11 protein-coding genes and 3 tRNA genes are annotated in these 14,982 nt (G+C 64.9%); 1 reads left to right on the top strand and 13 read right to left on the bottom strand.

Features of this window, described 5'->3' with window-relative positions; genetic code table 11:
* Window positions 1–6: 6 nt before the first annotated feature.
* The 9 genes from HZ992_RS06230 to HZ992_RS06190 form a co-directional block, all read right to left on the bottom strand.
* The gene (locus HZ992_RS06230; RefSeq protein ID WP_209385803.1) at window positions 7–1,191 is read right to left on the bottom strand and encodes a glycosyltransferase family 2 protein; all 1,185 of its coding nucleotides are present in this window, start codon (window positions 1,189–1,191) and stop codon (window positions 7–9) included.
* Complete coding sequence (locus HZ992_RS06225; protein ID WP_209385802.1) at window positions 1,188–2,378, bottom strand: glycosyltransferase; 1,191 nt, start codon at window positions 2,376–2,378, stop codon at window positions 1,188–1,190. The genes HZ992_RS06230 and HZ992_RS06225 overlap by 4 nt, the downstream gene beginning before the upstream one ends.
* Window positions 2,379–2,393: 15 nt before the next feature.
* Complete coding sequence (locus HZ992_RS06220) at window positions 2,394–3,539, bottom strand: glycosyltransferase (protein ID WP_209385801.1); 1,146 nt, start codon at window positions 3,537–3,539, stop codon at window positions 2,394–2,396.
* Window positions 3,536–5,575 (bottom strand): XrtA/PEP-CTERM system-associated ATPase, encoded by a 2,040-nt coding sequence (locus HZ992_RS06215; protein WP_209385800.1) that lies wholly within the window; start codon window positions 5,573–5,575, stop codon window positions 3,536–3,538. The genes HZ992_RS06220 and HZ992_RS06215 overlap by 4 nt, the downstream gene beginning before the upstream one ends.
* Window positions 5,576–5,584: 9 nt before the next feature.
* Complete coding sequence (locus tag HZ992_RS06210) at window positions 5,585–7,093, bottom strand: TIGR03016 family PEP-CTERM system-associated outer membrane protein (protein ID WP_209385799.1); 1,509 nt, start codon at window positions 7,091–7,093, stop codon at window positions 5,585–5,587.
* A gap of 31 nt (window positions 7,094–7,124) precedes the next feature.
* Window positions 7,125–8,045 carry an XrtA-associated tyrosine autokinase gene (locus tag HZ992_RS06205; protein ID WP_209385798.1) on the bottom strand — a complete coding sequence of 307 codons (921 nt, stop codon included), beginning with the start codon at window positions 8,043–8,045 and terminating at the stop codon, window positions 7,125–7,127.
* A 12-nt stretch (window positions 8,046–8,057) separates the two neighbouring features.
* Window positions 8,058–9,599 carry an XrtA system polysaccharide chain length determinant gene (locus HZ992_RS06200; protein ID WP_209385797.1) on the bottom strand — a complete coding sequence of 514 codons (1,542 nt, stop codon included), beginning with the start codon at window positions 9,597–9,599 and terminating at the stop codon, window positions 8,058–8,060.
* A gap of 171 nt (window positions 9,600–9,770) precedes the next feature.
* The gene (locus HZ992_RS06195) at window positions 9,771–10,400 is read right to left on the bottom strand and encodes an XrtA/PEP-CTERM system exopolysaccharide export protein (protein WP_245213372.1); all 630 of its coding nucleotides are present in this window, start codon (window positions 10,398–10,400) and stop codon (window positions 9,771–9,773) included.
* A gap of 174 nt (window positions 10,401–10,574) precedes the next feature.
* Window positions 10,575–11,972, bottom strand: a complete 1,398-nt coding sequence (locus tag HZ992_RS06190; RefSeq protein ID WP_209385795.1) for a TIGR03013 family XrtA/PEP-CTERM system glycosyltransferase — start codon at window positions 11,970–11,972, stop codon at window positions 10,575–10,577.
* A 272-nt stretch (window positions 11,973–12,244) separates the two neighbouring features.
* Here HZ992_RS06190 and HZ992_RS06185 point away from each other — a divergent pair, with 272 nt between their 5' ends.
* Entirely contained in the window at window positions 12,245–13,462 is a 1,218-nt protein-coding gene (locus HZ992_RS06185) for a PQQ-dependent sugar dehydrogenase (RefSeq protein WP_245213371.1), read from the top strand.
* Between the two features lie 5 nt (window positions 13,463–13,467).
* Here HZ992_RS06185 and HZ992_RS06180 read toward each other — a convergent pair whose 3' ends face one another.
* The 4 genes from HZ992_RS06180 to HZ992_RS06165 form a co-directional block, all read right to left on the bottom strand.
* Window positions 13,468–14,433 carry a JmjC domain-containing protein gene (locus HZ992_RS06180; RefSeq protein WP_209385794.1) on the bottom strand — a complete coding sequence of 322 codons (966 nt, stop codon included), beginning with the start codon at window positions 14,431–14,433 and terminating at the stop codon, window positions 13,468–13,470.
* A gap of 169 nt (window positions 14,434–14,602) precedes the next feature.
* A tRNA-Asp gene (locus HZ992_RS06175) sits at window positions 14,603–14,679 on the bottom strand.
* Between the two features lie 46 nt (window positions 14,680–14,725).
* A tRNA-Glu gene (locus HZ992_RS06170) sits at window positions 14,726–14,801 on the bottom strand.
* A 47-nt stretch (window positions 14,802–14,848) separates the two neighbouring features.
* Window positions 14,849–14,924, bottom strand: a tRNA-Ala gene (locus tag HZ992_RS06165).
* Window positions 14,925–14,982 lie beyond the last annotated feature (58 nt).

Genomic DNA, 14,982 nt, shown 5'->3' with positions numbered 1-14,982 from the left:
GAAACATCAGCGGGCCGTTCGTGCCCACGTGCCGGAGAAGCCACCGGTCAAATAGCGGTAGTACCCCACCAACAATGCCATGTTCATGCTCACGAAGAACACCGGCAGCCGCAGCAGTTTCGGCACTGCGCCGCCCTTGCCCGCCACGTGGCCGACCGCGGCCAGCAGATAGAACAGGACCTGGAACACGAGCAGCGCTCGGTACACCGGATGGCCCGCCGCGAGCACCAAGTTGGTGAGCAGTGCGATCACCATGCAGTGCGGCGCAAACCAGCGCAGGCACTTGTGCGACAGAAAAGCCAGCGCCGCGTAACCATGTCGCGGGTGCAGCAAGCCGACATGCCGGCGCAGCGCCTGGTAGTTGCCGATGCCGATGCGAACGCGGCGACGGAACTCGTCTGATATGCGCGGTGGAATCTCTTCCGTCGCGCGCGCTTCCGGGTCGTAGTGGCATCGAAGCCCCTGCTCGATCAGGGCCACGGAGATCGAGAAGTCGTCGACGATGGTGTCGGGTGGGATGGGCCGGTAGTGCTCGCGCCGCAATCCGTACACGCCGCCGTTGGCACCCAGCAGGGCTCCGAGCCGCCCCTCGAAGAACTTCAGCACGCGCTCGTAGCGCCAATAGACGTTGTCGGGGTTCTCGTTCTTCGAGCCCGCCACCAGCCTCAGTTCGCCCGACACGCAACCGATGCTCGGATCCGAGAAGTGCCGCACAAGCCGGCGCACGGCGTCGGGTTCGAACGAGGTGTTGGCGTCCGTGAACACAAGAATGTCTTCTTTGGCCAGCGCAGCGAGATCGTTGATCACCGAAGGCTTGCCACGACGTTGCTCGAACGGGCGGAACACGATGCGCTCGTGCCGGGCTTCGTCCACGAGCCGATTGGTCGCGTCTGAAGAACCGTCCGAGCCGATGTAGATGCGCAGGAGCTCCGGCGGGTAGTCGCAGGCCAGGAGGTTGCGGATTCGTTCGGCGATATGCCGTTCCTCGTTGTAGGCAGCCACCAGCACGGCCACCGTGGGCAGATGCTCGTTGCCCTGCAACGGGCGGCGCGTGGCACCCTGCGAGACGTAGCGCAGGTCGGCGCGCAGCTGCTTGAGCGCGCTCAGCAGCATCAGCACCACGGGGTACAGGAAGTACGTGTACACGATGGCCAGGGCGGCCAGCCAGAAGACGATCTCGACGGCGATCATGGTGTGAGGGGCGCCTGCGCGCGTTGGGCGGCGTGCTCGATCAGTTCTCGCAGCCGGGTCACGTTTTTATCCCAATCGAAGCCACGTGCATGTTCGACGATGCGTTCGCGGTCCCATTCGGTGTGCAATGCTGTGAACAATGCCGATTCGAGTGCAGCCGTGTCCTGGGCCTGCACCATCGCGCCGGCATAGTCGGGCAGGACTTCGGGAATGCCGCCCACGCGCGTGCTGACCACCGGCGTCCCGCAGGCCATCGATTCGAGCACGACGTTGGGCACGCCCTCCGCATGGCTGGGCAGGCAGAACACGTCCGCAGCACCGAACCACTGCACGATCTGCTCGTGTGCCAGCCTGCCGGCGAAGCGGACTCGACCGGTGGCTCCCATCGCTGCCGCCCGCTCTGTCAGTGCGCGCACCAGCGGCCCGGCTCCGACGTAGACCAGCGTGAGGCCCGGCAGGCGCTCGCGCAGCCGCCCGAACGCCTCCATCAGGTCCATGCAACCCTTGCTCGCCAGGATGTTGCCGACATACAGAATGACCCGTTCATCGTCGGCAAACCCCAAGGCGCGCCGGGCTTCGGCACGCGGAACGGGATGGAAGCGCACCGGGTCGACCCCGTTGTAGAGCACCGTGGTTCGCGCCCGGTCCACGCCCAGTTCGGCGAGCCGGTCTGCCAGTGCCTGGCTGACTGCCACCACGTGGCTAGAGTGGTTCAGCGCCCAGCAGATCTGCGCTCGCCGCGCGGGCTCTCGCGTGAAGACGTTGACATCGGAGCCGTGCACCTTCGCGATCATCGGTATGCCGGTCAGCTTCGCGACGGCAGCCACGGCGACGGCATCCGGGTAGCCCCAACTCCCGAACAGGCAATCCCAGCGCCTGAAGAGCAAGGTGGGCAGGCGCTGCAACAGTAGCGACAGAAACAGGAAGGCCGCGTGAAAGCGCCGACCGATGCCCGGCACGTACCAATAGATCACGTAGTCGGCAAAGGGCCAGCGCTCGAGCGTCTCGCGCCGCAACCGCCGGTAGGCCAGCGGTTGCCTGATCACCTCCAGCCACGACACGGGCACCATCACCGTGAGGTCGACCTGCCCGGCCAGACGGCCGAACTGCTGCTGGTTGAAGGTGGCGCGCGACGCGTTGAACGGGTCGGCAAAGAGGTTGGTGACGATCAGAACGCGCAAGCGCATGACGATGGGCTCGACCTAAGCCGAGATGCCATCGCGCAAGCGCGCGGCCGAGGATTGCTCGGTCTCGCCGTACAGGCGCTGGTAGCCATCGCACATGGCGTCGAGCGAGCCTTCCCGCAGGGCCCAGGCTCGCGCCTGCGCGCCCAGCGACGCTCGCCTCGGGGCATCCAGCGCGAGTTCGCGCATGGCGGCGGCGAGACGATCGTCGTCGCCCGCCGGAATGACCCGGCCGGTGACGCCGTCGTGCACGATCTCGGCATTGCCACCGACGGCGGTCGCGATGATCGGCAGGGCCGCGGCGCTCGCTTCGACCAGCGCCAGCGAGTAGCCCTCGGTGCGTGACGGCAACACGAAGACATCCATCGCAGCGAGCAGGTCCGGCACGTCGTTGCGCGCACCGAGCAGCCTGACGCGTTCGCGCAGGCCCAGACTGTCCGTCTGCGACTCGAGTGCGGCGCGCAGTTCGCCGTCGCCAGCGATGACCAGGGCCGCAGGCACGCCGCTGTCGAGTAGGGTGCGCAGGGCGACGAGCAACCGACCCTGCTGCTTGGCCTCGTTCAGACGGCCGACCGTGCCGAACAGGACCACCTCGTCGGGCAGCCCCAGTGCCGTGCGCAAGGCGGCGCCAGCGGCCTCGTTGCGGGCAACGAACCGCGAGAGGTCGATGCCGTTGCGCACCACGCTGGCCTTGCGCGCCGGCATCACGCCGTGCGCGACGAAGCGCTGCCGCGCCGCATCGCAGACGCTGACCGCATGATCGGTGGCCAGCAGCGCCAGCCGATAGAGCTTCTCGCGACGCGCCGAAAGCTCACCGGAGCCCATACCGTGGCGGGAGTTGAGCACGCGGGAAATGCCCAGGCCCAGCGACGCTGCCACGGCGTAGTAATGGGCCATCGGGTTGTGCGTGTGCAGGACATCGCCACCGAATTCGCGCAGCAGCGTCCTCATGCGCCGCAGCGCCTGAGCGTCCAGCCCCGACTTCTTGTCGCAGCACTCGACGCGCACGCCTGCAAGTTCGGCACGTTCGGCCAGGGCGCCACGCCGCCACAGGCAGATGATGCGCACCTCGTGCCCGCGTGCACGCTGGGCGGCGGCGAGCGCCACGACCACGTGCTCCAGACCACCGATATCCAGGCTCTCGACGACGTGCGCGATCCTCATCGCTTCCGGCCCGGCTCCTGCGCTGCTCGCGCGCCGTGCGCCGGCTCGGTCTCGAGTACGGCCAGCCACTGCAGCACCGCCTCGACCGCACGCTGGTCGGCAGAAGGCTCGCCCGCAACCGGCTCTCCGGCGAGGATTTCGTCGACGGCTCGAGCCAGGGACGCAGCATTGGCGCCGTCGTCAGCCAGTTCCAGGTAAGGCTTTCCGAGGCAGGCGGCCTCTTCGACCCACCTTGCCCTCGCGTCGCCGATCACCAGGCTCGCACGCGACATCAGCGCCAAGCCGTCGAGAAGTCCGAGCGACGGCAGCAGCGTGACGCGATGGCGTTCGAGCCGGCTCTCGAGCGCGGCCGTGCGGATCGCATCGGCCGTCGACCGATCGGCGACCCAGAGCATGGGGATGCTTCCCTTGATCTGAGCAAAGAGTGCTTCGAGCCGGCTGGCCATCGAAGCCTCCGCGGTACCGGTCAGCGACAGCAATGCGAAGGGTCGGGCGGTGTCGAGCGCCGCAGTGGGCAGCCCGAATCGGCGCAGGACTTCTGCCGCTTCCGGCAGCGCTGCGCGGGTGGACTCGAGCAAGGCACCGAACAGACTCCCAACACACTGCACGCGTTCCGAGGGGATTCCTTCGCGGTACAGCGCGTAGTGCGAGTTCACGCTGCGAGTGAACACCGCCGAAGCCAGCCGATCGACCAGCGCGGGATTGGCGCCGCCCGGCGACGACGTGGGCGCTTCACGCAGTCCGCCATCGAGTCGGAGCAACGGGATGCCTCGCAGGTTCGCAGCCAGGGCACAGGCCAGCACGGCATCGCCATTGCCGATGACGGCCACGGCCGCAGGGGCCAGATCGACGATCTGGGCGTCGAATCGAAGCAGAACCTGCGCGACCATCTCCGCACCCTCGTTCGTGCCTGCATTGAGGCAGACCTCAAGCATGGGTGCGGGCAACGCATCGGCAGCGGTTTCATCGCTGCGCACGTCACGCAAGCTGCGCGAGGACACGAGGACCGGCGCGCAGGTCGAGCCTGCGGCTTCGAGTCTGGCCGCGAGGGCTCGCAACTTCAGGTAGTCGATCGGCGAATCCGCCACCAGCAGCACAGGCCGCTCAGGCTTCGCACCCGGCGTGCGGTGAAGCCTCATCACCTCGGCGGCCGACGGCAACGCCTTGACGGCAGATGGTGCGGCAACCGGCCCGCGGGGCGCCTGACCCACGCTGGCCTGCTCCCCGACTTCGGCGCGAAGATCATCGGCCACGCCCTTCACCGACTCTGCGGTGATCTGGTCGTTCTCAGCCAGGAAGGCCGCCAGCATGACCCGGTTGCACAGGACGTTGATGCGCCGCGGAATGCCGCCCGTCGCCGCATGAATCACGTCGAAGGCTTCGGGCTCGAAATGCGGCCTGTCCTCCCAGCCTACCTTGCGCAGCCGGTGTTCGACATAGGCGCGGGTTTCCGGCAGATCGAGCGGCCCGAGGTGGCAGGACGCGATGACACGCTGTCGCAACTGCTCCATCGACTTCGACTGGAGCAAGCGCCGCAGTTCAGGTTGCCCCACCAGGAAGCTCTGCAGCAGTGCATGCTGATCGAACTGGAAGTTCGACAGCATGCGCATCTCTTCGACAGCCTCCAGGTTCAGGTTCTGGGCCTCGTCGATGATCAGAAGCGCCCGCTGGCCGCGCGTTGCAAGCAGAGTCAGGAAGGCCTCGAGCGAAGCGATCAGCTGGGCCTTCGTCAAACCGGCCGAGCTCACGCCGAAGGCGGTGAGAATCGAACGCAGCAGGTCCCCGGCCTCGAGTTGCGTGCTCACCACCTGAGCGGCGACGACCTTGTCGGTGTTCAGCTCGGACAGCAGCGCCCGCACCAGCGTCGTCTTGCCCGCACCGATCTCTCCGGTGACGACGATGAAGCCCTCGCCCTGGTAAGCCCCGAAGCGCAGATATGCGAGCGCATTGCTGTGGCCCTTGCTGTCGAAGTAGAAGCTCGGGTCGGGACTGAGCTGGAACGGAGGGGCACTCAGCCCGAAATGCGATTCGTACATGGAATTGGCTCAGAACCGGTGCAACAAGGCCCCGACGACGGCCATCTCGTTCGCCGGGCTCGTCACGGACGACGACACCGTCTGGTATCGCAGCCCCGCGCTGATTCGGGTGTTGATGCTCACGATCCGGGTCATGCCGAAGCGGATCGCGGCGTCGCGGCTGGCCTGCCCGTCGCGGATGCCGAGGCCTTCGATGCGCGTATAGCGAATGCCGCCGTCAGCCGTCAGCACCGGGGACAGCCGCCGCGACACGTCGATCTCAACGCCATACTGAACGTTGTCGGATGAAAGTGAGGCCGGTGCAAGGACATCCTCCACGTCCGCCAGTCGCGTGCGCCGGCGGCCGAAGACGGTCGCGGACGCCGTTGTCAGGCGCCCGAAGAAGAGTGCGGTGGCGGAGACGTTGTCCTGCAGCTGGGCATAGCTGGTGTACAGCTCGACCGGGCCAGTCAATGTGCCTGGGAGGTTCAGTTGCCGAACCAGGTCATTCACAGCCGTGCTGCGTTGGCCGGGGTCGGGATAGCGGGTCGTCAGCACCCCGTCGAGCAAGCTCACGAGATTGTCGCCGGCTGCCCCGAAGAGATGGGAGCCGGACTGAGCCACCGGCGTGCGGTTCGCACGGATCGAGAAGCCGAGGAACGGCGAGCGCTGGCGCCACTCGAGGTCGCCACCCGTGCCGAAGAAGCGCTTCTCGATCGATGCGTTCACTTCACCACGCTCGTTCGGCTGCCAGTTGAGCCTGACACCCACGATCGAATCTGAACGGTCGATCAAAGAATACTCGTTGTTCTCGCGGCCGACGCTGACTCCGACGATCAACTGAGGTCCGACGGCATAGGTGCCGATCGCCCGCGCGGCGGTCTGCGTCAGGATGGCCTGGTCCGAGTAGCGAAGTCGAGTCTCCTGACGGGTGAGTTCGGCGGTCCAGCCGAACGGCTGCGGGCGCTGCGCAAGACGCAGGGTCTGCTCCTGCTCGTGCGAATCGCGCGCCACTTCGGTCGAGGCCGCACCCGTGGGCGAACCCACGCGCCGCGTGACGATGTGATCGGTTCGAGCCAGCAGGGACAGCGACGGCGTCAGCTCGCGCTCGATGTACGGCGTGAAGCGGTACCGCATCTGCGTGTAGTCGTTGAATGCAGTCGCACTCTCCGGCCGTGCTGCAAAGGGATCTGCGCTGATGCGATCGGCAGTCACCGATGCGTCGAGATACATCAAGCGCTCGACCAGCTGGCTTCGCAGACTGAGTGAGCCACGCGGGCGGACGATCGAGTCCTGCGCGTTGTTGACGTAGGTGACAGCCTCGAGTCCGAAGGTCCCCTCGATGGCTGCCCGCCCCCCGCGAGAGGTCACATGAAGGCGCGGATTCACGCTGATGATCGTGTCGGACTGGGCCTGGTCACGGGAGGTGAACGAGGCGTTGTTGGTCACGGTGACCGTACTCTCGACCTCCGGCTGAATGCGCAACGCCTGCGCGCCGACGTGATCGCCAAAGGCACCCAGCCCAATCAGGACGGCCACGGGGCCGAGTCTCGACACACCGGCCCGACGGTCAGTCGCCGTAGCCATAACCATTGCCATAGTTGCGCAGGATGCCGCTGCGGCGATTGAGGATCGACATCACGTTCTTGCAGTCCTTGATCGTCCCGAAGGCCTCGGTCAGGACGCCCTGCGACGTGCTTCCGGCATCGACGATCATCACAACCTGCCCTGCACGGGTCGCCAGCGTACGCGCCTCGGTCGTAGGCAACAGGGGCGGGGCGTCCACTATGATGATGCGATCTGGGTAGCGCTGTGCCAGCTCATCGAAGAGCTGCTTCATGTGCCCACCCGCCAGCAGTTCCGCCGAGTCGGCGCGCGGCTTGCCGGCCGGCAGCACCGTGAACTTGGGGATATTCGTCTTCAACAGCAAGTCGGACAGGTCGATGCTCGGATTCGACAGCAAATCGAGCAGGCCCGCACGGGCCTCGATACCGAGTCGGCTGGCCACGGAGGGTTTCAGCACATCGGCGTCCACCAAGAGCACCGTCTTGTCCACCTCCGCAGCCATGCTCAGCGCCAGATTGATCGCGCAGAAGGTCTTTCCTTCGCCCGGCACGGCACTTGTCACCACGATGAGATTGCTGCCCGGAAGCGCTGCGCCGGCCCCGCTGACGAGATTGGCGACGAGCGGTCGCTTGATACCCCGGAACTCGGCAGCGAGCTCCTGGTGCTGATTGCCCGGCACCAGCATGAGCGACTCCGCCAACTTCTGGAGATCGAGTTCGATCGACTTCGATGCCTTGGGCGGCGAAGCCGGTTCGGCGGGCGTTTTCCTGACAAGGGCATCGCCCGCGTCTTGCCGCGAGGCGCGGGCAGCGACGTCTGCCGATGCACCGGCTGCTGGGACAGCCGTCTGCTGCTGCCAGGACACTTCGACGCCGGCCTGGCGCAGTTGCTCCAGTCGCTTGGTTGCCTGTTCAATGATGCTCACGGATGCCCCGGATTAGATTCTGCTGCTCACGACCACCCAGCCCAGCCACGCCACGCTGGCCAAGATCAGCAGCCCAGCCGTGCCGCCGAACTGGAACATCTGCCACCGGTGAGCCCGCTGACCGGCACTGTCGAGCACGACGGACACACTGCCGATGACCGGGCGATCGGTGACCGCCTGCAGTTGTTTCTCGTCGAACAAGGCCGGGAAAACGAATGTCATGCCGAACGCTGCTGCGATGCCAGCGGCAATGGACGCGATCACCGCCGCAAGTGCCAGAACGCTGCGCGACGGGAACACCGGCTTGGGCGCGACCATCGCCGGCTCGATGATCCGGAAGTCGGCCAACTGCGCGGAGTCGTCGAGTTTGATGCCGAGGGAGGCCGATTCCCGCCGCTCGACCAGTTGCTGGTAGTTGCGGCGAATGACGTCGTAGTCCCGATTGAGCTGCGCCAGCTCCGCCTCGACCTGAGGCATCTTCGAGGCCTGGCTGCGGACCAGATCGAGTCGGCCTTGCTGAACACCGAGCTGCGAACGCAGCGAAGCCACCTGCGCTTCCGCCTGCGCGAGCGAAACACGAAGTTGCTGGAATACCGGATTCGTCGGCGCCATGCCGCGCGCGCCGTTTCGCGCCGCGTCGGCTTCTTCCTTGCGCTGCCGCTCGATCTGGGCGATGTTGCGCCGCGCGGCAATCACGTCCGGATGAACTTCAGTGAAGCGGCGCAGGAGGTCGTCCAGAATTCGACGCTGAGCGTCGAGTCGAGTCTCGAGCTCACTCGGAGCCATGGGCGCTCGGGCCTGCAAGGCTTCCGCAGGCAACTGCGGCGCTTCGGAACTGAGCTCTCGCTTCAACGCATCGCGCGCCTGCTCGGCGGCGTTCAGTTCAAGGCGAAGTCGATTGACTTCGTCCGACGTCGTAGCCATCCGTGCAAAGAAGTCCTGGTTGGTCGCGCCGGACATGCCGAAGTTCTTCAGCTTGAAATCCTTCAGGCGCGACTCCGCCTCGGTCAGCTTCTTCTCGTTCTCGACGATCTGCTCGTCGATGAACTCGCGGGCACGCTCGGAGTCGCGGCGCTTGCTGACCGCGCTCGATTCGACGAAGAGGTTGACCAGTGTTTCCACCAGCCGCCTTGCGCGGACGGGATCGCGATCGCGATAACTGATGGTGTACAGGTTTCCTGACGTGCTGCCTTCGAGCTTGATGGCAGCGACAAGGTCGTTGACGATCCGCTCGCGCACGCGCGGACCGTCTTGCTTCTCCGCGAAGTCGAGCGAGTCGATCAGTTGTTCGATCCGCGGCCGAGAGATCAGCGTCCGGGCCAGCATGCGCACCTGCTGGTCGATGTCGGGTTGAACTGCCAGCTGAGCCATCAGGGGCTTGAGCACGGTCTGCGTATTCACGTGGACACGCGCACTTGCTTCGTAGCGATCTTTGAAGAAATGCAGGCCCGCGGCGGCGAGCAGCGCCACAACCCAGGCGACAGTCACGCCCACCCAGCGGTAGCGCCATGCGCCACTGGCTCGAATCAGGCCGAGACGAAGTGCGTCGTTCATTTGGAACTCAATGATCCTTTTGCAAAGTCAACAGCCCGGCCAGCCCACCACCGCGGGTCTTCCTGCGCTGCTGCAGCGCACAAAATGACAGTCGTCGATCGTAGCGCCACCACTTCGGTACGAGTGGCGCTATCCGGTCGCGGTACACGCTGCGCCGCGACGAAATGCCGCTTAGAACCAGCTTTGCGGAACGATGATGATGTCGCCCGGCAGGACCGGCGCATTGGCGGAGATGTCGCCTCGCTTGAGCAAGTCCTTCAATCGCAAGCTGTACTGCCTGCCTTTTTCGGAGCCGCGCACGAGCACGGCGGCATTGCCGTCGGCGTAGTCGGTCAGCCCGCCAGCCTGGATCATCACGTCGAGAACCGTCATCTCCTGTCGGAAGGGCACTGCCTGCGGCCTGGCTGCCTCGCCCACGATGCGGATCTGCTCCCCGTAGATGCCCTGGAAGCCGCTCACGATGACCTTCACGGACGGATCGCGCAACAGCTTGGCCAAGCCTTTTTCAAGTTCCCGCGCGACTTCGCTGGGGTTCTTCCCAGCCGCCATCACGTCATCGATCAAGGGCATCGAGATGCGACCGTCAGGACGCACGGTGACCGTGGTGGACAACTCGGGGTTTCGCCAGACGGTGATGGCCAGCACGTCCAGCGGACCGACCTTGTATCTGTGCTCGACGGAAGGCACCGAAGAAGGCGCCGGCGCGTAGCCGCTGTTGCTCGCACACCCGGACAGGCCGAGCAGGCCGATCGCGAAGGCAAGGGTGGCCCACACCTTGGCGAAAGTCACCGAAAAGTTCATTCCCATATCAAGGCCCCCGATGCCGTTGGTTCAAGCGAAATGGACCCAAGCCACGCTGCCGACTTGGCAGCGCGTTCAAGTTCCATCCAATCGTTACTAGTTTAGGTCGAATCGGCTCGCCCACCGATCGATCTGTCCCCCTAGGGCGCGGCCCAGGCCGGCCAGCCCCGGGGCTTACTGCCCTTCGCCGAAGAGCACGACGCTCACCGTCTCGATCAGGATCACGATGTCGAGCAGCAGGGAGTTGTTCTTGATGTAGTACAGGTCGAACTGATGCTTGCGGCGCGCGTCCTCGACCGAGGCACCATAACAGTAGCGCACCTGGGCCCAGCCGGTCACGCCGGGCTTCACGGTATGGCGCAGGTCATAGAACGCGACCTTGCTCTGCAGTTCCTTGACGAAGCTGGGCCGCTCCGGGCGCGGCCCGACGATGCTCATTTCGCCCTTGAGCACGCTGAACAATTGGGGAAGCTCATCAATTCGCGCCTTGCGGATGATGCGCCCGACACGCGTCACCCGGGCGTCATTCTTGGTGGCCCAACGCGCCACGCCGTCGCGCTCCGCGTCCGTGCACATGCTGCGGAACTTCAGGCACATGAAACTGCGACCACCCAGCCCCACGCGCTCCTGCCTGTAGATCAGGGGCCCGCGGCTGTCGAGCTTGATCGCCACGGCAGCAGCGATCATCACCGGCAAGGCGAGCACGAGCAGAATCGATGAGGTCACGATGTCGAACCCGCGCTTGAGCGCCTGGCGAACACGCCCCTGCACGAAACCCGGCCCGTAGACGAGCCAGCTGGCCTTCAGGCTGTCCAGCGGGACCTCGGCGTGCGTGCGCTCGTAGAAGCCTGCGAGATCCATGACCGGGATGCCCATTGACCGGCAGATCACCAGTTGATCCATAGGCATCGCGCCACCGCGCTGTTCGCGTGTGGCGACGATGATCGAGTCGATCTCGAGCTCGCGGGCCAGTTGTTCCAGCGGCACTCGCGCGTCGAGCAACAGCTTGCCGTCGATGTTCTGGTCTGGCGCCACGGCCGGGGTCGGGTAGAAGCCGATGACCTCTCCGCTCACGCGCGAGCTGCGACGCAGGTCGTTCGCCACAGAGACAGCTTCGGGGCCGGTGCCCACGATCAACACGCGGCTGGACCCTTGGGCAGCGCGCACGAGCATGATCGTGCCGCGGACCAGGAGGATCGCCAAGATCAGGTTCACGACGGAGTAGCCGACGAGGCGGCTCGGATGGCCGTCGAAACCGACCTCCTTCAGAACCAAGTAGGTCAAGTAGCCACCGACGCTCATCGCCACGAGCAGCCGGGCGAGCTGGGATGCGAAGGACAGGCCCGCCTGGCGATACAGCCCCAGGAACGACTGGAGCATCGCCATGCAGACCGCGAAACCCGAGGCAGCGAGCATGACCGAAGGGTTGGCCAGCGTCCGGCCGAACTCGCTCATCGGCACCGCGCTGATTGTCCAGGCCGCGATCAGCACGGCGAGGAACCCCAGCAAGGCGTCCATGCCGGCATCGAGAAGCACTGCAGCGTATGCACGGTGGTGAAAGGCGCGGAACATTCTGTCTCCTGTGCCGCAGCAGCGAATGCCGCGTGGTCGCAATGTGAACTGGTGCGTCAGCCAGACCCCGCTCAGACGACCAGCCAGAATCGGATCGCGAGGGCCACCTGCTACTTCCTTGGCACCCTTCAACTTGTGACGAATTATGTTTGGCGCCATGTCCGCCGCAACCCTCCATGCGGGGGGCTCCCCCACAGTCATTGCGTCATGGCGTTGTGCTTCAGCAGGTGATTCAGCGTGCGGAAGTACACACTTTTGCCCACCCCCCAAGAATGGACCCCCACGTCCGCCCAGCGATCGGCGGCGGCCTCTCTGGCAGAATCCGCGCCCGCATGGAGTGGCAATCGAAGATGCTCAAGCGCAAAGGATGGATCCTGCTGTTGGCCGCCATCGTGGCACTGGCTCTCGCCGCCTGGCTGACGCCCAAGGTTCTCAGAAGGCTCGACATGCAAGGCCTGCGGCCGGTCACGGTGGCGAAGGGACTGGAGCACCCCTGGGCGATCGCTTTCCTGCCGGATGGCCGGATGCTTGTGACCGAACGGCCGGGGCGGATGCGCATCGTCACGGCGAATGGAGTCTTGAGCGAGCCCCTGGTGGGGCTCTTGCCCGTGGCCTCAGGCGACGAGGGCGGCTTGCTCGACGTCGTACTCGACCCCGGCTTTCCGGCGAACAGGACGATCTACTGGTCGTTCTCCGAGCCCTCGGGTTCGTCGCCGCAGGCGCGGAGCACGGCGGTGGCCCGGGGTCGGCTGATCGATGACAGGATCGCCGATGCCCGTGTGATCTTCAGGCAGCCCGTCAAGTCTGAGGATGGGTCGCACTTCGGATCCAGACTGGCCTTCGCTCGAGACGGCAGCCTCTTTGTCGGCCTCGGTGATCGCGGAGCGCGCCCGGACGCTCAGGATGTCGCATCGGCGCACGGAAAGATCTTGCGTATGGACGTACAGGGCAATGCGCTGCCCGACAATCCGTTGGCGTCGACACCGAGCGCGCTGCAACACGTGTGGTCCTGGGGACACCGCAACGTCCAGGGCATGGCCTTCCATCCGGAAACCGGTGAACTCTGGGCCACCGACCATGGCCCGCAAGGAGGTGACGAACTGAACGTCATCGATCGCGGAAAGAATTACGGCTGGCCGACGATCACCTACGGGACGGAATACGCAGACAGCGCAAAGATCGGCGAAGGCACGGCCAAGAGCGGCATGGAACAGCCCGTCACATGGTGGGGTCCCATCTCCATTGCGCCAAGTGGCATGGCCTTCCTCACCAGCGACCGCTACCCGGGCTGGAAAGGCCAGATGTTCATCGGAAATCTACGCGGCCGAGCGCTGTTGCGCGTCAAGCTCGAAGGTCGCCGGGTGGTCGAACAGCAGCGCTTGGTGACCGGGCTTCTGGAGAGGATTCGCGATGTTCGCCAGGGCCCCGACGGCTGGCTCTATGTCGTCACCAACAGCCCAGAGGGCCGGATCATCCGAATCGAGCGCTGAGCAGGTCAAATGCCGGCCCGGACATAGCCCCGAAACAATTTCTTGAAGCTGACCAGCGCCCAGGCCAGTGGGTACTTCAGTGCATCGACCCAAGGCCGCTCTCCCGGCGCGCGGGGCACCAGCCCCAGCTTGCGCAGGAAGCGGTTCAGGATGTGCAGGTGCGCCGTCCTGCGCGTGACATCCGTGTAGAAGACGACGCCAATACTGATCGACACCCCGTCACCCGGCTTCGTCCAGTCCGTTTCGCTGCGCGTCATGTGAGGTGACGTGCTCGGGAAGTAAACACCATCGCCCGGGCCCACGTCGAACTCGTGGCTGCGTTCACGGAAGCCGTCCTTGAGTCTGACATTGTCCAGACTGGCATTCACGATGAATGTCTCTCGATCGACCGTGGGCACGACGTGAGTGTCGGTCGCCTCCCAGACGTTCATCGTCTTCCGGCCCCTGATCTGCAGCCAGAAGTTGTTCTCCCGATCGATGTGGAACGGTGTGACCGAAGGTGGAGCGGAGACGAAGATGAACCCGCCGACGTTGAACATGCCGGGTTCCTGAGGCTCGACCAGAGGGCGCACGTTGGCCGCAATTTCCTCGAGCAATGCGCGATAGGGTGGATGGGTTTCGACGTTGTACAGCGCCACCCAGGAGCCGGACTCCTCGATATGCGCGAAGACTTCGTCGATGCCACGACCGCCGGGGTCGACCGCGTCATGTTCGAACGGCGCATTCTGCCGGGCCCCTGGCATGATGAAGCGGCATTGCTTCGTGCTGTAGAGAACCTTTGCCAGCTTGGCCAACTCCGGCAGCTGGAACAACGGATGATCCTGAAAGCTGTGCCGAATGGCCTGCACACGTGCGGTCGAGAATCGGACCGGGTCGTCCACCGAGACCTGGAAGCGCCGCGGCTGAAGCGATCGGCCCAGCGCAGATTCGTTTGCTTGGAAACCGGCGGACAGATCGGGAGTGCGTGACATGGATAGCTTCTCTGAAGGAGCCGGCCCAGTATAGAAGTTGGTGTTTGCCGAGGCAGCCCTGCAATCGAGGGCTCTGCCCTGTCAAGTATTCACGGCTCAAAGCAAAAAGGCACCCGAAGGTGCCTTTGCTGGAATCATCGCTCGACGATCATCGCTGACCGAAAAGGGATGGCGGAGTGGACGGGGCTCGAACCCGCGACCCCCGGCGTGACAGGCCGGTATTCTAACCAACTGAACTACCACTCCGCGTGGCCGGCAACTTCAGGATTGCTCCTCAAGCGCTGCCGAAACTTGGCGTCCCCTAGGGGATTCGAACCCCTGTTACAACCGTGAAAGGGTCGTGTCCTAGGCCTCTAGACGAAGGGGACTTGAACTCCTTCGACTCAAAACCGCGCTGTGCATACCGTGGCAACTTTGGTGGAGGTAAGCGGGATCGAACCGCTGACCTCTTGCATGCCATGCAAGCGCTCTCCCAGCTGAGCTATACCCCCGTTTTGATGCCGTTGGTGCAGCAGTCGCAGTTTCAAGCGAGACTGCGATTATAGCCAG

The sequence above is a fragment of the Rhizobacter sp. AJA081-3 genome (assembly GCF_017795745.1).
In the GTDB taxonomy this organism is placed as follows: Bacteria; Pseudomonadota; Gammaproteobacteria; order Burkholderiales; family Burkholderiaceae_C; genus Piscinibacter.
This window is presented reverse-complemented; position numbering and strand designations above follow the sequence as displayed.